General features: G+C 66.5%; 14 protein-coding genes. 10 read left to right on the forward strand and 4 right to left on the reverse strand.

Going from position 1 to position 19990, the window contains the following annotated elements:
* Positions 1-443 precede the first annotated feature (443 nt).
* From P2T65_RS08640 to prfB, 3 genes are all read left to right on the forward strand, one after another.
* The gene (locus P2T65_RS08640) at positions 444-1709 is read left to right on the forward strand and encodes an N-acetylmuramoyl-L-alanine amidase (RefSeq protein WP_055458484.1); all 1266 of its coding nucleotides are present in this window, start codon (positions 444-446) and stop codon (positions 1707-1709) included.
* 169 nt (positions 1710-1878) lie between these two features.
* On the forward strand, positions 1879-4293 hold the full coding sequence (locus tag P2T65_RS08645) for a penicillin-binding protein 1A (protein WP_055458212.1): 2415 nt from the start codon (positions 1879-1881) through the stop codon (positions 4291-4293).
* Between the two features lie 126 nt (positions 4294-4419).
* Positions 4420-5548, forward strand: a protein-coding gene (gene prfB, locus P2T65_RS08650; RefSeq protein WP_276199592.1) for a peptide chain release factor 2 whose coding sequence is annotated in 2 segments (ribosomal slippage) — positions 4420-4488 and positions 4490-5548 — 1128 coding nt in all. Because the reading frame shifts where the segments join, the coding sequence is not laid out codon by codon here.
* Here the strand turns inward: prfB and P2T65_RS08655 are convergent.
* A complete protein-coding gene (locus tag P2T65_RS08655; RefSeq protein WP_276199593.1) occupies positions 5512-6627 on the reverse strand; it encodes a peptidoglycan DD-metalloendopeptidase family protein in 1116 nt (371 codons plus the stop codon). The two genes, prfB and P2T65_RS08655, sit on opposite strands and share 37 nt — an antisense overlap.
* Positions 6628-6839: 212 nt before the next feature.
* Positions 6840-7301: a thioredoxin-dependent thiol peroxidase gene (gene bcp / locus P2T65_RS08660; protein WP_055458209.1), complete on the reverse strand. Its 462-nt coding sequence runs from the start codon at positions 7299-7301 to the stop codon at positions 6840-6842.
* Between the two features lie 254 nt (positions 7302-7555).
* On the opposite strand from bcp, the gene P2T65_RS08665 reads away from it, so the two are divergent.
* Positions 7556-10996 (forward strand): DUF3971 domain-containing protein, encoded by a 3441-nt coding sequence (locus P2T65_RS08665; protein WP_063186456.1) that lies wholly within the window; start codon positions 7556-7558, stop codon positions 10994-10996.
* Between the two features lie 126 nt (positions 10997-11122).
* On the opposite strand, the gene tyrS is transcribed toward P2T65_RS08665, so the two are convergent.
* Positions 11123-12376: a tyrosine--tRNA ligase gene (gene tyrS / locus P2T65_RS08670; protein WP_276199594.1), complete on the reverse strand. Its 1254-nt coding sequence runs from the start codon at positions 12374-12376 to the stop codon at positions 11123-11125.
* Between the two features lie 77 nt (positions 12377-12453).
* Positions 12454-13113: an alpha/beta hydrolase gene (locus tag P2T65_RS08675; protein ID WP_055458206.1), complete on the reverse strand. Its 660-nt coding sequence runs from the start codon at positions 13111-13113 to the stop codon at positions 12454-12456.
* Positions 13114-13372: 259 nt separating this feature from the next.
* Between P2T65_RS08675 and P2T65_RS08680 the strand changes: the two genes are divergently transcribed.
* The 6 genes from P2T65_RS08680 (at position 13373) to P2T65_RS08705 (ending at position 19990) form a co-directional block, all read left to right on the forward strand.
* On the forward strand, positions 13373-14557 hold the full coding sequence (locus tag P2T65_RS08680) for a cysteine desulfurase family protein (RefSeq protein WP_276199595.1): 1185 nt from the start codon (positions 13373-13375) through the stop codon (positions 14555-14557).
* Positions 14558-14611: 54 nt separating this feature from the next.
* A complete protein-coding gene (gene sufB / locus P2T65_RS08685; RefSeq protein ID WP_055458204.1) occupies positions 14612-16087 on the forward strand; it encodes a Fe-S cluster assembly protein SufB in 1476 nt (491 codons plus the stop codon).
* Positions 16088-16181: 94 nt separating this feature from the next.
* A complete protein-coding gene (gene sufC, locus P2T65_RS08690; protein WP_055458203.1) occupies positions 16182-16931 on the forward strand; it encodes a Fe-S cluster assembly ATPase SufC in 750 nt (249 codons plus the stop codon).
* Positions 16932-16941: 10 nt separating this feature from the next.
* Entirely contained in the window at positions 16942-18264 is a 1323-nt protein-coding gene (gene sufD, locus P2T65_RS08695; protein ID WP_055458202.1) for a Fe-S cluster assembly protein SufD, read from the forward strand.
* A gap of 87 nt (positions 18265-18351) precedes the next feature.
* On the forward strand, positions 18352-19596 hold the full coding sequence (locus tag P2T65_RS08700) for a cysteine desulfurase (protein ID WP_276199596.1): 1245 nt from the start codon (positions 18352-18354) through the stop codon (positions 19594-19596).
* 55 nt (positions 19597-19651) lie between these two features.
* Complete coding sequence (locus P2T65_RS08705; RefSeq protein ID WP_055458483.1) at positions 19652-19990, forward strand: SUF system Fe-S cluster assembly protein; 339 nt, start codon at positions 19652-19654, stop codon at positions 19988-19990.

A 19990-nucleotide genomic window follows, 5' to 3' on the forward strand; every position in this document is an offset into this window, starting at 1 on the left:
CGGGCTGCCCATAGTCCTCCGATCCTTAGCCTCGAAACGCCGGCGTCGCGGAAAGAGCCGGGGCCGACGTGAAAGCGTTGCGGACGATACCGCAACGTGAATGACAACCGCCGCTCCGGCACGCCGCTTCAGGGCCGCGCCCGCCTGCCCATGGGGAGGGGGGACTGCCGCGGCACAGCCGCCCGGTTGAAAGAGGCGACCAACGGCGACGCCGAAAACAGAGTCGCCTTTTCATTACAGACGCATGCGGCTGTTTGGCAAGGGTCATGCGCGATTGTGGCAGGAAGGCCACGCATGGAATGCGAGCGTCGCTGCGCTGGTGAAGAAGTGTTAACCAAGGCCTTCCTATCTCTTAATGGATGGTTTCGTGAAGAATGGCGGTGGGACAGGGGCCGCTCCCAATGGCGCGCATCGGCATCGAGGCAGGCGGGAAGGGCAGGGCCATGAGGCACCGCGCCGCGCAGCCCTTCTTGGTCTGCCTGGCCGCCATCGGCCTGCTCCTCGCGCACCCGGCCACTGCCCGGGATTCTGCCCCCCAAGATGCCGTCGCGCAGGATCCTGCGACGCCCCCCGGAGCGGCCGTCGCCGTGGCTGCCGATGTCAGGGCCGAAGGCGCGGTGACCCGTCTCAGCCTGACCCTGTCGCGCCCCGTCGATGCCAAGGCCTTCCTGCTCGAGCGACCCGACCGGGTCATCGTCGACCTGCCCGAGGTGAATTTCCAACTGCCGGCCAATGCCGGCCGCAAGGGCGCGGGAGTCATCTCCTCCTATCGCTTCGGCCTCTTCGCGCCGGGCCGCTCGCGCATCGTCATCGATCTTGCGCAGCCGGCCCTCGTCGAGCGCATCGACAGCCGGGCCTTGGGAGAGGGCGCGCTGCTCGTCATCGAGCTGTCACGCACCGACCGGGCCAGCTACCGCAAGACGGCCCTCAAGCCGATGGTGGAGCCCGAACCGCTGCCTGCCAGCACGGCACAGCAGCCGGTTCCGCCCGTGGGCGACAAGCCACTGATCGTCATCGATCCCGGTCACGGCGGCGTCGACCCCGGCGCGATCGGCGTCAACGGCGTGGCCGAGAAGGACGTTGTCTTCGCCTTCGCCGAACGTTTCAGGCAGCGGTTGGAGGAGACGGGACGCTACAGGGTCATGCTGACGCGCACGAGCGACACCTTTGTCTCGCTCGGCGGGCGCTGGCGCATGGCCCAGAAGGCGGGGGCTTCGCTGTTCATCTCCATCCATGCCGACACGCTGTCCGACAGCAGCCGCGTTCGCGGGGCGACCATCTACACCGGCTCGGCCTTCGCCAGCGATGCCGAGGCCGAGCGCCTCGCCGCCAAGGAGAACCTGGCCGACCAGATCGCCGGCGTCGACGTGGTCGAGGATCCGAACGAGATTGCCGGCATCCTCGCCGAACTGACCAAGCGCGAGACGCGGGTCTTCTCGCTCGATTTTGCCAACAAGGTGGTGAACAGCCTGCGCGACGTCGTGGCGCTCAACAAGAACCCGCTGCGCTCGGCCGGCTTCATCGTCCTCAAGGCGCCGGACATCCCCTCCGCGCTTATCGAACTCGGCTACCTGTCGAGCGCCAAGGACGCCGACCTCCTCGTGTCCGACGCCTGGCGCGACAAATCGAGCGCCGCGCTCGTGGAGGCCGTCGACCGCTTCTTTGCGACCCGCCTTGCGGCTCAGCCCGACGCCGCAGTTTCTCCATAGATGCGCGGGATAAGAACCGAATCGTTCGGCTTTCCGCCCCGTTCCCGCTTTCCGTTTCTGGTCACGTGGGGCCGGCTCATGTTAGGGAGGGAGCGCCGGCGCACCGGGGAACGACCACCGGCGCTGCTGCGGCGGCGGGAAGAAGCAACGGGCGACGGGCCTTCAACGGATGCGTTTGATAGTTCGCTTTCTTGGATTTCTGTTTGCTGCCGGGGCGATTCTTTTCGTCATCGGAGCTTCCATCGTCGGCTTCTTCGTCTGGAAATATTCCCAGGACCTGCCGGACCACAAGCAGCTCGCCAATTACGAGCCGCCGGTGATGACGCGCGTCCACGCCAGCGACGGCAGTCTGGTGGCCGAATATTCGCGCGAGAAGCGACTTTTCCTCCCCATCCAAGCCGTTCCCAATCTCGTCATCGAGGCCTTCCTGTCGGCTGAGGACAAGAACTTCTATCGGCACAACGGTGTCGATCCCGAAGGTATCGCCCGGGCGGTCGTCACCAATTTGCGCGCGTCCGGACGGCGCCAGCAGGGCGCCTCGACCATCACGCAGCAGGTCGCCAAGAACTTCCTGCTCACCAACGAGCAGACCTACGAGCGCAAGATCAAGGAAGCGCTGATCGCCCTGCGAATCGAGGCGGTCTATTCGAAGGACAAGATCCTCGAGCTCTATCTCAACGAGATCTACCTCGGCCTCGGCAACTACGGCATAGCGGCCGCCGCGCTGAACTATTTCGGCAAGTCGGTGCACGAACTGACGCTGCCGGAGATCGCCTATCTTGCGGCGCTGCCGAAGGCGCCGAACAACTATCACCCCTTCCGCCAGCGCGAGGCGGCCATCGAGCGGCGGAACTGGGTGCTCGACCGCATGCTCGACAACGGCTACATCACGCGCGCGGAGGCGGAGGCCGCCAAGCGCCAGCCGCTTGAGGTCAATCCCCGCACGCTCTCGCCCAACACCTATTCGGCCGGCTTCTTTGCCGAGGAGATCCGGCGCGAGATTGTCGAGCGCTACGGTGAGAAGGCGCTCTATGACGGCGGCCTGTCCGTGCGCTCGACCTTCGACCCGAAGATCCAGGCGATGGCGCGCAAGACCCTGGTGGACGGCCTCGTGCGCTACGACGAGGCGAGGGGGCTGCGTGATCCGGTCGACACGATCGACCTCGCCAGCGGTGAATGGGGGGCAGCCCTCGCGGACATTCCAGCGCTCGGAGACGTGCAGCCGTGGCGACTCGCCGTCGTGCTCGAGGTCAGCGACCGTGAGGCCACCATCGGGCTGCAGCCGGCACGCGAGATCTCGGGCAAGCTGTCGAGCGAGCGCCAAACCGGCAAGATCCTGCCGGACGGTATCAAGTGGACGCGCAAGGGCCGTCTCACGCAGGCGCTCAAGCCCGGCCATGTCGTCTATGTGGAACCCGTCGCCGACAAGCCCGGACAATATCGCTTGCGCCAGATCCCCGAGGTGTCCGGCGCCATGGTGGTGATGGACCCCAATACCGGGCGCGTCTTCGCCATGGTCGGCGGCTTCTCCTTCGACCAGAGCGAGTTCAACCGCGCAACGCAAGCGCTGCGCCAGCCGGGGTCCTCGTTCAAGCCATTTGTCTACGCGGCCGCGATCGACAATGGCTACACGCCGTCCTCCATCATCGTCGACGGTCCGATCGAGATCACGTCCGGCACCGAGGTCTGGCGGCCGAAGAACTATGACGGCAAGTCGACCGGACCGCACACCCTGCGCTATGGCATCGAGCGGTCTAAGAACCTGATGACCGTGCGCCTCGCGCGTGACGTCGGCATGCCGCTGATCGGCGAATACGCGAAGCGCTTCGGCATCTACGACGATCTTGCGCCCTACCTGCCGATGTCGCTGGGTGCCGGCGAGACCACCGTGCTGCGCATGACGACCGCCTATTCGATGTTCGTCAATGGCGGCAAGCGCATCAAGCCGACACTCATCGACCGCATCCAGGACCGGTGGGGCCACACCATCTACAAGCACGACGAGCGCATCTGCCAGGGATGCGACGCCGAGGAGTGGCGCAACCAGCCGGAGCCGCGGCTCATCGACAACCGGGAGCAGGTCATCGATCCGATGACCGCCTACCAGATGGTCTCGATCCTCGAAGGCGTCGTGCAGCGGGGCACCGCGACCGTGGTCAAGAGCGTCGGCAAGCCGCTTGCCGGCAAGACCGGCACGACGAACGAGGCCAAGGACGTCTGGTTCGTCGGTTTCTCGCCCGATCTGGCGGTGGGCATCTATCTCGGCTACGATCGTCCGCGCTCGCTCGGCAATTCGGCGACGGCCGGCCAATATGCCGCGCCCATCTTCCGCGACTTCATGACGCTCGCGCTCGACGGCAAGCCGGCGACGCCATTCCGCGTGCCGCCGGGCATCAAACTCATCCGCGTCGATCTTGCCTCGGGCCAGCGCGCCGGATCAGGCGGACGCACCATCCTCGAAGCGTTCAAGCCCGGGACGGCGCCCCCGGACGGCTATCTTGTCGGCTACAGCGACACGGCCCCTGAAAGCTACGGCGCAGCCCCGCCCGCCGGCGTCGGCAGCGGTTCGGGCGGCCTCTATTGACGCCTGATCGATCCTTGTCGGCTTGCCCGGTTTACATCCGGGGCCGGGCTGGCTAAGAGCCTCCTGTGTCCGGCGTGAACGGCATGGCCGGGCCAATCTTCCATCGATTGCAGGACGAAGGCGGGCATGCGCGCCGAAATCGAGACGTTGGTTGATGCCGTCAAGCAGTCTGTCGGGCTGCTGAGGAGGCATCTTTGACTGGGATCAGGCCAAACGCCGGCTCGCCGAGCTGAACAGCCTCGCCGAGGATCCCTCGCTGTGGAACGACGCGGAAGCTGCGCAGAAGATCATGCGCGAACGCACCGCCCTCGAGGAGAACATCGCGGCCATCGAGCAGATCGAACGTGATCTTGCCGATGCCGTCGAACTCATCGCGCTCGGCGAGGCCGAAGGCGATGCTTCGGTCGTCGAGGAGGCGGAGGAGAGCATCCGGTCCCTGCAGGCGGAGGCCGCCAGGCGCCAGATCGAGGCCTTGCTGTCCGGCGAAGCGGACCAGAACGACACCTATATCGAGATCCACTCGGGCGCCGGCGGCACCGAGAGCCAGGACTGGGCGCAGATGCTCATGCGGATGTACATCCGCTGGGCCGAACGGCGCCGGTTCAAGGTCGAGGTCATGGAAGTGACCGAAGGTGAAGAGGCGGGCATCAAGTCGGCCACGCTTCTCATCAAGGGCCACAACGCCTATGGATGGGCGAAGACCGAATCGGGCGTCCACCGTCTCGTCCGTATCTCGCCGTTCGATTCGAATGCGCGTCGGCATACGAGCTTCGCCTCCGTCTGGGTCTATCCCGTCGTCGACGACCGTATCGATATCGCCGTCAACGAGTCGGAGTGTCGGATCGACACCTTCCGCGCTTCGGGCGCCGGTGGCCAGCACGTCAACACCACGGATTCGGCTGTCCGCATCACCCATATCCCGACCGGCATCGTCGTCGCGTGCCAGGCGGAACGGTCCCAACACAAGAACCGGGCCACCGCCTGGGCGATGCTGCGGGCCCGTCTTTACGAACTCGAACTGCAGAAGCGCGAGGAGAAGGCGATGGCTGAGGCGGCGTCGAAAACCGACATCGGCTGGGGCCATCAGATCCGCTCCTACGTGCTGCAACCCTACCAGCTGGTGAAGGACCTGCGCACGGGCGTCCAGTCGACGAACCCGCAGGAGGTTCTGGACGGCAGGCTCGATCCCTTCATCGAGGCGTCGCTCGCCCAGCGCGTCTATGGCGGCGAGGTGGAGGTCGAGGATATCGACTGAACGGGCGCGGGAGCCGGCCAGCGCATGCCGTGGAGGCGCGCGCCGGCTGCGATGAAGCGCTGCGGATCGACGGGATTGCCGTCGATCCGCGTTTCATAATGGATGTGCGACCCCGTGGACCGACCCGTGCTGCCGGCGCGCCCCACGACGTCACCGGCGGCGATCGTATCGCCCTCCGTGACGGCAAAGGCGGAAAGATGCGCATAGCGCGTCGTCACACCGCTGATGTGCTCGATCTCCACCATGTTGCCATAGCCGCCGCTGTAGCCTGCAAAGATGACGTTGCCTGCTCCTGTGGCGCGAACGGGCGCGCCGTAGGCGGCACGGAAGTCCAGGCCCGTGTGCAGGGCGGGCGCACGCAGGAAAGGATCCATACGGATGCCGAAGGGGCTCGTCTCGTCCTCCTCCGCGGGCCGGCCGAGAGGCAGCCCGGCAACGACCTGCGCGGCGCGCGCGGAAAGGGTCAGGCTGTCTTTGATGCTATCCGCGAGACTACCGAAATGGAACGGCGCACCGGCCTGCGCCGGGACGTAGGGGCCGCCGACGCTCTCCGATGTCGCAGGACCAGGCAGGCGGGTGAGCGGCTCGGTCGGAAGGCCGACGGAGGCGACGATGTCGAGATAGCGGTCCAGCCGGTGCTGGGAGAGCGCAAGCATGGCGGAGAGGACCGACGTCTGCCGATGTGTCAGCCTCTCGAGTGCCTTGTCCATGCGGGCGAGGCGTTCCGCGACCGGCAGGTAGCGCAACGCGCCGAGCCGATCCCTCGCCGCCTCGCCGCGCCACGGCCGGTCTGTTGCGGACAAGGACGGCACTGGGCCGGCGCCTGCGGCGATCGGCAGTGCGATGCCGGTCGCCTGCTTCTGCAGCGCTTCGACCACCGATTGGCGGCGCTCGAGCTCGTCCTGGCGCTCAAGAACCTGCGCAACGCGCGCCTCCACGCGCTCCTGCTCGAGATATTGCCGGCTGGCGAGGAGGTCGACGTGCCGACGCACCGCTGCTATCTGATCCTCATAGGCGAGGGTGATGCGCTGGTGGCGCGCGAGGAGGCCGGCGACGACCTCGTCGCGAAAGAAGAGCATCCATGTCGCCGCCCCTGCCCAGGCGAGCACCGCCAAAAAGACGACAACAGCCGCGACCCGCAAATGGCCATGCGGCGTCCCGACATGACTTGGTTCGGAGCGACACGTCAGGCTGGGCAGAAAGAGGCGGTGTCGCAAGTCGAGGCTCTCCAGAGTGCCGGCACCCTGAAGATTAGGACCCGTTAGGGTTAAGCATTCGCAAACGGGCGCGTCTACAGTTCGCGTGCGGCCGCAAGGACGGTTTCCGCATGGCCGTCGACCTTCACCTGCCGCCAGACGCGGGCGATACGGCCGTCCGGTCCGATGAGGAAGGTGGTGCGCAGGATGCCCATGAACTTGCGGCCGTACATGGTCTTCTCGCCCCAGACGCCGTAGTCCTCGATCGCCTTGCGGTCCTCGTCGGAGGCGAGCGTGATCGCGAGATCGTGCTTGGCGCGGAACCTGTCGTGGCGGGCGACGCTGTCGGCGGAGATGCCGATGACATGCGTGTCGGTGGCCTCGAATTCCCGGCGCAGGCCATTGAAGGCAATGGCCTCCTTGGTGCAGCCGCTGGTGTCGTCCTTCGGATAGAAATAGACTACGACCTTCCTGCCGGCCAACGCCGACAGGCGCACTTCTGTGCCGCCAGCGCCGGGCAGGGTGAAATCGGGCGCCTTGTCGCCTTCCTGGACCATCGTCTCGCCTTCCTTTCGTCTGATTCTTTGCGCTAAGCCTTTCGTGAGGCGGCGAAGCGTCCGCCCGCCCGTCCACCGATTGCTTGCAGTGGAGCAGGCTGGTCGTTCTGTCCGCCTCGTCAAGGGCGGCACGGACAATGTCCACGCGATCACGAGGATGCCTATCCTTTTCGGCCGCGGCGGGACCGGGCCGGCGTTCCCGTGTCGCACGAATCGTGGGAGACGAATGGAACGCCCAAGGGGAACGGACCGGAGTGACCAAGCTGTTCGCCAGGAGACGTAACGAGGCCGGCGGCGGCGAAGGGCAGGTGCAACGTGCGCCCTCGCTCCGCCGCCGCAGAGCCCAGCGCGTGCTCATTGTGCTCGTCGCGCTCGTCCTCTTGCTCGTCGGCGGTCTTGCCGGGCGAATCGCCTGGTCGCCCGTCGAGATCGACGGATTGCCGGAGCGCATCGAAGCGGCGCTCTCGGAGCGCGTCGGCAGCGGCTGGAACGTCGGCATCGCCAGCGCCGCCATCGACTACACGCGCTATGGCCCGACCCTGCGCGTCTCCGGCATCGATATCCGCAATGCCGATGGCGCAAGCGTTCTGAAGGCACAGGCGGGCGAGATATCGGTCAGCGCCCTGGGGTTGATGGTCGGGCGGGTGAGCCCGAGTGCCGTTGTCTTCAGCGGGCTCGACCTGCGCCTCAACGTTTCGCCGACGGGTGAGCTGTCCTTCGCCGCGACCGACGAGGAGACCGCCGTCTCGCCGGCGCAGCCGCAAGCGCAGCCTCCCGTGGTGGCGGAAGGGGCGGCGCAGGAGGATCTGCCGCTTGCGGCAGCCGTCGTCTCGCTCGTCGACCTCATCACCGACCGGGAGGGCCTCTTCGGCACGATCGACCATTTCGGCCTGAGCGATGCGCGGCTGACGATTGTCGACGCCCAGCGGCGGCCACGCGCGCGCTTCGCCGACGTGTCGCTGCAGTTCACCCGCGCCAAGGCGACGCTGACCCATTTCAATTTCGGGCTGCGCGGCGAGCACGGGCCATGGAGCGTCTCGGGGGTCGTGCGCGGCGAGCAGAAGGGCGCCCGTCAGGCCCAGGTGCATCTGGCGCGCGCGCCGGTGTCGGACCTGCTCCTGTTCGGCGGGCTCAGCCATTCACTCGTGACGACGCGCATGCCGCTCTCGGGCGAGGTCTCGCTGTCGATCGATGGTGAAGGCCATCTCGAAGCGCTCGATGCGAGCTTGGCCGGCGACGCCGCCATCGTCTACATCGACGATCCGGACCAGCCGCCGATCGAGGTGGACGACATCGGCCTGCGCCTGAGCTGGAACCCCGCCACGCGGGCCTTCGATCTGCCCTCGGCATCCTTCACCGCAGGAGAGACCCGCATCAATCTCGCCGGCCGACTCTCCTCGGGCGAAGGGAAGGGGGTGCCATGGCGGCTTGAGCTTGCCGGCAAGGCTGCCGTGATCGAGCGCCTGACGGGCGACGAAGAGCCGCTCACCATCGATGACATCGCCGGCGAGATCGTCGGCGGGGAGGGCGGCGGTGTCATCGTGCGACGGTTCTCGGTGACCGGCGAGCGTCTGGCCGTCACACTGTCCGGTAGCGCCGGCACGCCCGATGACCGCGGCGGCCTGCGCGTTGCGGTATCGAGCACGGAATCGGACGCTCGCGCACTTCTCAGGCTGTGGCCGGCCTTCGTCGCCTCCGGTGTCCGGCGCCACCTCATCGACAACCTGCAGGCCGGAACGGTCCATGATCTGTCGGTCAACGTCAATCTCGACGCCGAGGAACTCGCCGCCTCACGGCAGAAGAAGCCGCTGCCGCGCGAGACGGTCGATGTCCGGTTCCGGATGTCCGGCGCCGCGCTCCTGCCCGCGAAAGGCTTGCCGGTGCTGACGGATACGGCAGCGCGCGGAACCGTGGACGGCAACAGCGTCAGCATCTACCTGCCACGCTCCGAGGTATCCCTGGAAGGCGAGCGCAAGCTTTCCCTGTCGGAGGGCTTTTTTGCGGTCGATGATCTGCGCAAGCCGGCCCAGGCGCGCATCAGTCTGCGCATCCAAGGCGGTGCCGACGCGGTCCTCGCGCTCGCCCGCAGCGAGGCCGTGCGCGACCGGATGGCGATCGAACTCGACCCGGAGAAAGTGTCCGGCACTGCGGACATTCGCCTCGAACTGTCTCTCCCGCTCATCGACGAACTGACGATGCGTGACGTCACGGCGGAAGCGAGCGGCCAGTTGAGCAACCTCGTCGTGACCGGCATTGCGGGCGACAAGAGCATCGAGAAGGGCAGCTTCGCGCTCACGCTCGAAGGCGATCTCCTCACGCTCGACGGAGATGCGCGCCTCGCGGACCTGCCCGCGACCGTCTCGCTAAGGCAGCCCCTCACCGGAGCGGGCGGGCAGGCAGCCATCAAAGTCACCGCCGACGACGCGGCGCGTACGCGGCTCGGTTTCGATTTCGGGCGGAAGCTCACCGGCCCCATAACGGTTGCGGCCGACCTGTCGCTGAGCGAGGCGGCCAAGCGGCCGAAGAGCATCACCGTCGATCTCAGCAAGGCAGCGATCAACGAGCTGCTGCCCGGCTGGACGAAGGCCGCGGGGCGCGAGGCGGGCCTGTCGTTCGACCTGATCGAGAAGGGCGACGGCTATATCCTCGAGAAGCTCACGCTTGACGGCGCAGGCGCCTCGGCAAAGGGCGGCCGGGTCATTCTGCGCGGCGACGGCAGCTTCAGCGAGGCCGAGTTCTCGCAGATCAAACTGTCGCCGGGGGACGACGTGCGCCTGCAGGTAGCCCGTGCGCGGGACGGATTCAGGGTGACGGTGCGCGGCAACGTGCTTGATGCGCGGCCGTTCCTGCGCCAGGTTTTCGGCCGTGGCGGCGGAGACGACGCCACCGACGTCGATCTCGACGTCGCCGTGGACATCCTCGGCGGCTTCAACAACGAACTCGTCTCCAATGCGGCGCTGAAGCTCGCCATGCGTGGCGGCAACGTGTCCGGCCTCGCCTTCAACGGCTCGTTCGGCCGCTCGCCCGTCACTGCCTCCCTGTCACGCGGAAGCTCGGGCGAATCCTTCACCATCGTCCAGACGGCGGATGCGGGCGCCGCGCTGCGCTTCGTGGACATCTACCAGCGCATGGCCGGTGGTCAGCTCGTACTCCAGCTACCACCGGCCAACGGCAGCGCAGCCGGCATCCTCAACATCCGGGACTTCTCGCTGGTGGACGAGCCGGCCCTGCGCCGCATCGTCTCGGCCCAGCCCCGCGAGGGCGAGCGGGTCACCATCAACGACGTGCCCTTCACCAAGCTCAAGGTGGACTTCACGCGCGCGAGCGGGCGCATCAACATGCGCGAGGCGGTGATCTGGGGGCCACAGGTCGGCATCAGCCTCGAGGGCCATCTCGACCTCGGCAACGAGACGCTCGACCTTTCCGGCACCTACGTGCCGGCCTATGCCCTCAACAACATCTTCAGCCAGCTGCCGGTGATCGGCCTGCTGCTCGGCGGCGGGCAATACGAGGGGCTCTTCGCCGTCAACTTCCGCGTGCGCGGCCCAATGGCGGGGCCGACCATGACCATCAACCCCCTGTCGGCCATCGCGCCCGGTTTCCTGCGCAAGTTCTTCGACGCGGGACGGGCAGACAGCGGGCAGGGCGGAGCGACCCCGCTTCCGCCAGCGCCGATCGGTCAGGGCCAGCGCTGAGTGGCGAGGGTCGCCAGCCTTCGGGCGGCTTTCACTGGCGTCAGACTGGATTTTTCCGACGCCGGTCATCGCAGAAGGGGCCGACGATCATCATCGGCGACCGAAGAGCAGCCGCTCCGGACTGGCTCACTCAACCCGCAGCAGCACGTGCTTCTTCTTGCCGAGCGATAGCTTGACGACGCCGTCGGCCGTCAGGTTGCCGGCGTCGAGGACCGCCCGTTCGTCGCTCACGACCTCGTCGTTGACCTTGAGACCGCCGCCCTTGATCTGGCGCCGCGCCTCACTGGTGGAGGCGACGAGGCCGGCCTTGACGAAGGCGGCGAGCACGCCGAGCCCGGCCTGCAGCTCGGCCGCGGGCACGTCGATGCTCGGCAGGTTCTCGGCCACCGCCCCTTCCTCGAAGGTCTTGCGTGCCGTCTCGGCCGCCATCTCGGCCGCCGCGCGGCCGTGGACGAGCGCGGTGATCTCGGTGGCGAGGACCTTCTTGGCCTCGTTGAGCTCGGCGCCCTCGAGCCGCTCGAGCCGCGCGATCTCGTCGAGCGGCAGGTCCGTGAAGATCCTGAGGAAGCGGCCGACGTCAGCGTCCTCCGAGTTGCGCCAGTACTGCCACAGCCCGTAGGGCGGCAGCATGTCCTCGTTGAGCCAGACGGCGCCGGCGGCCGACTTGCCCATCTTGGCGCCGGAGGCGGTGGTCAGCAGCGGGCAGGTGAGGGCGAAGACCTGGGTGGCGTCGACGCGGCGGGCGAGCTCGATGCCGTTGACGATGTTGCCCCACTGGTCGGAGCCGCCCATCTGCAGGCGGCAGCCGTAGCGGCGGCTGAGCTCCAGGAAGTCGTAGGCCTGGAGGATCATGTAGTTGAACTCGAGGAAGGAGAGCGGCTCCTCCTTGTCGAGGCGCGCCTTCACCGATTCGAAGCTCAGCATGCGGTTGACGGTGAAGTGCCGGCCGATGTCGCGCAGGAAGGGAATGTACTCGAGCTTGTCGAGCCATTCGGCATTGTCGACCATGATGGCGTCGCTCGGGCCGTCGCCGAAGGTGAGGAACTTCGAGAAGACCTTGCGGATGCCCTCCTTGTTGGTGGCGATCTGCGCATCGTCGAGCAGCGGGCGCGCCTCGTTGCGGAACGAGGGGTCGCCGATGCGCGTCGTGCCGCCGCCCATCAGCACGATGGGCTTGTGGCCGGCCTGCTGCAGGCGGCGCAGCATCATGATGTTGGTCATGTGCCCGACATGCAGGCTCGGCGCCGTCAGGTCATAGCCGATATAGGCGACGATCCGTTCCTTCACGGCGAGGTCGTCGAGCGCCTCGGCATCCGAGATCTGGTGGATGAGCCCGCGCGCGTCGAGCGTGCGCAGGAAATCGGAACGGTACGTCGTCATGTCGGTCAGTCTTGCGTTGGAATGGGACGGGGCGCCGTGAGGCGCCCCGCGATCTGAAGCCTGTTTGCGTCGTCGCGTCAGGCGGCATCTTCGTGCGGGGTGCCGATGCGCTTGTCGAGATAGGCATCGACCGTCTGCATCAGTTCCTCGATCTTGCCGTCGAAGAAGTGGTTGGCGCCGTCGATGACCGCGTGTTCCAACACGATGCCCTTCTGAGTCTTGACCTTCTCGATGACGCTGATGACGTCCTTCGCCGGCGCGACGCGATCCTCGGACCCGTGCACGAAGAGGCCCGAGGAGGGACAGGGCGCAAGGAAGGAGAAGTCGTAGCGATTGGCCATCGCCGCGATGGAGAGGAAGCCCTCGATCTCCGGCCGGCGCATGAGCAACTGCATGCCGATCCATGCCCCAAAGGACACGCCGGCGATCCAGCAGCTGCGCGCATCCGGATTGAGCGACTGCACCCAGTCGAGCGCCGCCGCCGCATCCGACAACTCGCCGTGGCCGTGATCGAAGGAGCCCTGGCTGCGCCCGACACCACGGAAGTTGAAGCGCAGCACCGCAAACCCACGGTTCACATAGGTGTAGAACAGGCTGTACACGATCTGGTTGTTCATCGTGCCGCCGAACTGCGGATGCGGATGAAGAATGATCGCGATGGGCGCACCCTTCTTCTTCGCGGGCTGGTAGCGGCCTTCGAGACGCCCGGCAGGGCCGTTGAAAATGACTTCAGGCATGATCCGGCACCGTTACCGCGATAGGATCGGCGCTGCCGGGAGCCACACCTGTGGCCGTGCAAATCTTGACATGCCGGTCGCGCACTTCTAAATCACGGTTAGAACTGTTCTAAGAGCCAACTTATACATGCATCGAGTTGCATATGCAACCGCACAACGCGGATAGCGGCTCCGGTGATGTGGTCGCACTTCTCTACCACATCAACAGGGGCAAAAAGCAAGGTTTGTGATCGGCGCACGGGAGGCCGGTGGGAACAGCATGGCGGGCATGCGTCATTACCTCGACTACAACGCCTCGGCGCCCCTGCGGCCGGCCGTGCGCGAGGTGGTCCTGCGTGCCTTCGAGGAGGTCGGCAATCCCTCGTCCGTGCATGCGGAAGGGCGCAGGGCTCACGCGCTGATCGAGGCGGCGCGGGAAGAGGTCGCGGCTCTTGCCGGCGCGCGCCCCCGCGATGTTGTCTTCACGAGCGGTGGCTCGGAGGCCAACAATACCGTGATGACGCCGTCGCTGCGACGCGAGCCATCCTTCACGACGCTGGCGCTCCATCTCATGGGCGCGGGCGAGCATGCGAGCGTCCTTTCGGGCAGCCGCTTCCCAGAGAATGCCCGCGAGACGATCCCCATCGACGGCAACGGCGTCGTGGATATCGATTTCATCGACGCGCGGCTGCGCCGCCTGGCGAACGAAAGTGGAGCGACGGCCCTCGTCAGCCTGCAGGCGGCCAACAGCGAGACCGGCGTCGTCCAACCGCTCGCCGGGGTGGCCGAGGTCGTGCATCGCCATGGCGGGCTGCTGCATGTCGACGCCGTGCAGGCGGCGGGCAAGCTGTCCGTCGACATGGCTGCCTGGGGCGCGGACGTTATCACCTTGTCCGCCCACAAGATCGGCGGGCCGAAGGGTGTCGGTGCCTTCGTCACCCGGCCCGGCGTCGAGGTACGCGAGCGGCTGGTTCGCGGCGGCGGCCAAGAGGGCGGCTACCGCGCCGGCACGGAGAATGTTGCGGGCATAGCAGGCTTCGGGAAGGCCTGCACGCTTGCGCGGGACGAACTTGCGGATTATGCCGCCTTGACGGGTGCCTTGCGCGACGGTCTCGAGGCCCGCCTTCGCCTGGTTGAGCCCGGGGTGGTGGTTTTAGGAGCCGGAGCATCGCGACTGCCGAACACGAGCGCCTTCGCAATCGACGGCCTGAAGGCGGAGACGTTGCTCATGATGCTCGATCTCGAGGGCATGGCCGTCTCGTCCGGTTCCGCCTGCTCGTCCGGTAAGGTGAGGCGCTCGCATGTGCTCACGGCGATGGGTATCGCGCCCTCGCTCGCCGAGGGGGCGCTGCGCGTGAGCTTCGGCTGGGGCTCGACCGAGGCGGACATGGAATCCTTTGCGACGGCCTTTCGGAAAGTGGTCGGCGCACTCATCTCTCGTCGCAAGGGGCTGAACGCCGCCTGAGGACGAGTAGGTCACCAACCCGCGGCCCTTGAAGCCGTGAGAGGAGGTCGTGCAATGCCTGCGGTGCAGGAAACGGTAGAACGTGTCAAGGCGATCGACGTCGAGCAGTACAAGTACGGCTTCGAGACAACGATCGAGATGGACAAGGCCCCCAAGGGCCTCAGCGAGGATATCGTCCGCCTCATTTCGTCCAAGAAGGGCGAACCGGAGTGGATGACGGAGTGGCGCCTCGAGGCGTTTCGCCGCTGGCAGACGATGCGCGAGCCCAAGTGGGCGCGCGTCAACTACCCGCCGATCGACTATCAGGAGCTCTACTACTATGCCGCGCCGAAGAAGAATCCGGCGCCGAAGTCGCTCGACGAGGTCGATCCGGAGATCCTCAAGACCTACGAGAAGCTCGGCATTCCGCTGCGCGAGCAGGAGATCCTCGCCGGCGTCGAGGGCGCTGGCTCGCGCGTGGCGGTCGACGCCGTGTTCGATTCCGTGTCGGTGGTGACGACCTTCAAGGAGGAGTTGAAGAAGGCCGGCGTTATCTTCTGCTCCATCTCCGAAGCGATCCGCGAATATCCGGATCTGGTGCGCAAGTACCTCGGCTCGGTCGTGCCGGTGTCGGACAACTTCTTCGCGACGCTCAACAGCGCCGTGTTCACGGACGGATCCTTCGTCTACGTACCGGAGGGCGTGCGCTGCCCGATGGAGCTGTCAACCTATTTCCGCATCAACGAGCGCAACACCGGCCAGTTCGAGCGCACGCTGATCATCGCGGACAAGGGCTCCTACGTCAGCTATCTCGAAGGCTGCACGGCGCCGGCACGTGACGAGAACCAGCTGCACGCGGCGGTGGTCGAGCTGATCGCGCTCGACGATGCGGAGATCAAGTACTCGACGGTCCAGAACTGGTATCCGGGCGACGCCGAGGGCAAGGGCGGCGTCTACAACTTCGTGACCAAACGCGGCGACTGCCGCGGCGCCAATTCGAAGATCTCGTGGACGCAGGTCGAGACGGGCTCGGCCATCACCTGGAAGTATCCATCCTGCATCCTGCGCGGCGACAACTCCCGCGGAGAGTTCTACTCGATCGCCATCTCCAACGGCTATCAGCAGGTCGACAGCGGCACCAAGATGATCCATCTCGGCAAGAACACGACGAGCCGGATCATCTCCAAGGGCATCGCCGCCGGACGCTCCGAGAACACCTATCGCGGGCTCGTCTCGGCACACCGCAAGGCGAGCGGGGCGCGCAACTTCACGAACTGCGATTCCCTGTTGATCGGCGACAAGTGCGGCGCGCACACGGTGCCTTACATCGAGTCGAAGAATGCCTCGGCGGTCTTCGAGCATGAGGCGACGACGTCGAAGATCTCGGACGACCAGATGTTCTACTGCCTGCAGCGGGGTCTCGACGAGGAGGAGGCGGTGGCGCTCATCGTCAACGGCTTCGTCAAGGATGTCCTGCAGCAGCTGCCGATGGAATTCGCGGTCGAGGCCCAGAAGCTCATCTCCATCAGCCTCGAAGGCTCGGTGGGCTGACACGCAACGCAACCCGGGCCGGAAACAACGGGCGACGTGGAACGATCCTTCCCGCCCGCACCCCACCGGCGCCACGAACGGACGGAACAAAGACATGCTTCAGATCAACAACCTCGTCGTCGAAATCGAGGGCAAGCGCATCCTCAACGGGCTCGATCTTACCGTGAAGGCGGGCGAGGTCGCTGCCATCATGGGCCCGAACGGTTCGGGCAAGTCGACGCTGTCCTATGTCATCGCCGGCAAGGAGGAGTACGAGGTCCTCGACGGCGAGATCCTCGTCGACGGCGAGAACATCCTCGAGCTCGAGCCGAACGAGCGCGCGGCCCGGGGCGTGTTCCTCGCCTTCCAGTACCCGCTCGAGATCCCGGGCGTCTCGACCATGACCTTCCTCAAGGCGATCATGAACGCCCAGCGCAAGGCGCGCGAGGAGGCGGAACTGACGACGCCCGAGTTCATGAAGCGTGTCAGGGCCGCTGCCGAAAAGCTTCATATCGATCAGGAAATGCTGCGCCGCGGCCTCAACGTCGGTTTTTCGGGCGGCGAGAAGAAGCGCATGGAGATCCTGCAGATGGCTCTCCTTGAGCCGCGCTTCTGCATCCTCGACGAGACGGATTCGGGACTGGATATCGATGCGCTCAAGATCGTCGCCGAGGGCGTCAATACGCTGCGCGATCCGGCCCGCGCCTTCCTCGTCATCACCCACTACCAGCGCCTGCTCAACCACATCGTGCCCGACACGGTGCACGTGATGGCGAACGGCCGCATCGTGCGCTCCGGCGGCAAGGAGCTTGCCCTTGAGCTCGAGGCGAGCGGCTATGCGGATTACCGCGAGCAGGCGGCGTGAGGGCGGCACGATGGCTGAAGTCACACCGATCAGGACTGCCGCCGAGGTGGCACTCATAGAGCGTTTCGAAGGCCTTAAGAACAAGCTGCCGGGCTCGGGCGAGATCGCGCGCGGGCGCGACGAGGCCTTCGCCCTCATCGCCGCCGCCGGCCTTCCCAACCGGCGCGTGGAGGAGTGGAAGTACACCGATCTGCGCAACGCCGTGCGCGAGGCGGCCCCGCTTGCCGAGCGCCCCGCCGATGCGGCCGCGCTCGTCGACAAGGCCAGCGCCTTCGCCAAGGCCGATGCGGTGCGGCTGTCCTTCGCCAACGGCCATTTCGTGGCCGAGCGCTCGGACCTCGCCGCGCTGCCGGCCGGGATCGCGGTGACGCCGCTCGCGGCGGCGCTCGCCGAGGGACATCCGCTCCTCGCCGAGATGGGCAAGGTGGCGGTCGCCAAGGGCAACTTCGCCCTGGCACTGAACAGCGCCTTCATGATGGACGGCGCGCTCATCAGGGTTGCGGCCGGCACCGCCGTGGACAAGGCGCTTCACCTCAGGTTCGTCAACGGGGGCGCTAGCCCCTTCGCCACGGCGCCGCGCGTCGTGATCCTCGTCGAGGATGGCGCCTCGGTCACCGTCCACGAGAGCCACGAGGGCGTTGGCACGGCGGCCTACCAGGCCAATTCCGTGGTCGAAATCGTCGCCGGCAACGGCACGACGATCACCCATGCGCGCCTCAACGCCGAACAGGCCGATGCCATTGCGCTCTCGACGCTCGCCGTGACGCTGGGGGCCAAGGCGAAGCTGACCTCGCTCGGCGCGGTGACAGGCGGCAGCCTGTCACGGCATCAGGTGTTCCTTGCCTTCGCGGGCGAGCATTCCAGTCTGACTCTCGGCGGCGCGACCATGCTGCGCGGCCGCCAGCATGCGGACACGACGCTGGTCGTCGACCATGCGGTGCCGCATTGCGACAGCCGCGAGCTGTTCAAAACCGTGATCGACGGGGAGGCGACAGGCGTCTTCCAGGGCAAGATCATCGTGCGCCCGGATGCACAGAAGACCGACGGGCGCATGATGTCCGCCGCGCTGCTGCTCTCCGAGACGGCGACGATGAACAATAAGCCGGAGCTGGAGATCTTCGCCGACGACGTGCAGTGCGCCCATGGCGCCACCTGTGGCCAGCTTGACGAGGACCTCTTGTTCTACCTCACCGCCCGCGGCCTGCCGCGCGCGATGGCCGAGGCGCTCCTGGTGCAGGCCTTCCTCGGCGAAGCACTGGAACTCGTCGAGGACGAAGCCGTGCGCGAAGAACTCGTCGCGCGGGCGGAAGGCTGGCTCGGCGAGCGCGCGTGACAGACGGGCGCGGCGCAGGCCGCGCCCCTCACTCTTTCGAGGCGCCGACGTCCTGCGGCGGACGGAGCCAATGCGAGTGATGCGACCATGAACAGGATCGAACCGATCGGCATCTTCGACGTCGCGGCCGTGCGCCGCGAGTTCCCGATCCTCGCCCGCGAGGTCTACGGCAAGCCGCTCGTCTATCTCGACAGTGCCGCCTCGGCCCAGAAGCCCCGCGCCGTCATCGAGGCGATGACGTACAGCTTCGAGAACGCCTACGCCAACGTCCATCGTGGCCTGCACTACATGGCCAATGCGACGACCGAGGCCTTCGAGGATGCGCGTGAGGCGGTCCGCGGCTATCTCAATGCCGAGAGCACGGACGAGATCGTCTTCACCCGCTCGGCGACGGAGGCCATCAATCTCGTCGCCGCGTCCTACGGACGCATGGCGGGGATTGGCGAGGGCGACGAGATCGTGATCTCCATCATGGAGCATCACTCCAACATTGTGCCGTGGCACTTCCACCGCGAGCGCAGCGGCGCCGTCATCAAATGGGCGCCGGTGGACGAGGAGGGCAACTTCCTCCTCGACGAATTCGAGAAGCTGCTCACCGAGCGCACGAAGATCGTCGCGATCACGCATATGTCGAACGTGCTCGGCACGGTGACGCCGGTGAAGGACATCGTGCGCATCGCCCATGCCCGTGGCATCCCCGTGCTGGTCGACGGCAGCCAGGGCGCCGTGCACCTGCCGGTTGACGTGCGCGACCTCGATGCCGACTTCTACGTCTTTACCGGGCACAAGGTGTACGGGCCGACGGGCATCGGCGTGCTCTACGGCAAGCGCAAGTGGCTCGAAGCTATGCCGCCGTTCAACGGCGGCGGCGAGATGATCGAGACCGTGACGACCGACACCGTCACCTACAACGCCCCGCCGCATCGCTTCGAGGCGGGTACGCCGCCGATCGTCGAGGCGATCGGCCTTGGCGCCGCGGTACGCTTCGTCGAGAAGCTCGGGCGCACGGCGATCCTCGCCCATGAGGAGAGGCTGCGCGACTATGCCCATGAGCGGCTCGGCGCCCTGAACGCCCTGCGCATCATTGGCCGCGCGGCGCACAAGGGGGCCATCGTGTCCTTTGAGATGAAGGGAGCGCATGCCCATGACGTCGCCACCGTCATCGATCGCGCCGGGGTTGCGGTTCGCGCAGGCACGCATTGCGCCATGCCGCTGCTCGCGCGCTTCGGGACGACGTCGACATGCCGCGCCTCATTTGCCCTGTACAATACGCTCGAGGAGGTCGATAACCTCGCCGACGCATTGATGAAGGCCGAACGGCTGTTCGCCTGAGGAGGCATTCGTGACGCAAGCCGACAGCAGCGACGTGAAGCCGAACGCGCCCGAGATGGAGCTCGCCGACCAGTTGCCGCCCGACGAGGTGGACCGGCTGACCGACGACATCGTGGCGGCGCTGAAGACGGTGTACGACCCCGAGATCCCGGCCGACATCTACGAGCTCGGCCTGATCTATCGCGTCGATATCGATGACGGGCGCAATGTGACGATCGACATGACGCTGACGGCGCCGGGCTGCCCGGTAGCCGGCGAGATGCCGGGCTGGGTGGAGGGGGCGGTCGCGGCCGTGCCCGGCGTGCAGTCCGTCGTCGTCAACATGGTCTTCGATCCGCCGTGGGACCAGAGCCGCATGTCCGACGAGGCGCGCATCGCGCTCGACATGTGGTGA

This window comes from Chelatococcus sp. XZ-Ab1, from assembly GCF_029309855.1.
Taxonomy (GTDB): Bacteria; Pseudomonadota; Alphaproteobacteria; order Rhizobiales; family Beijerinckiaceae; genus Chelatococcus_A; species Chelatococcus_A sambhunathii.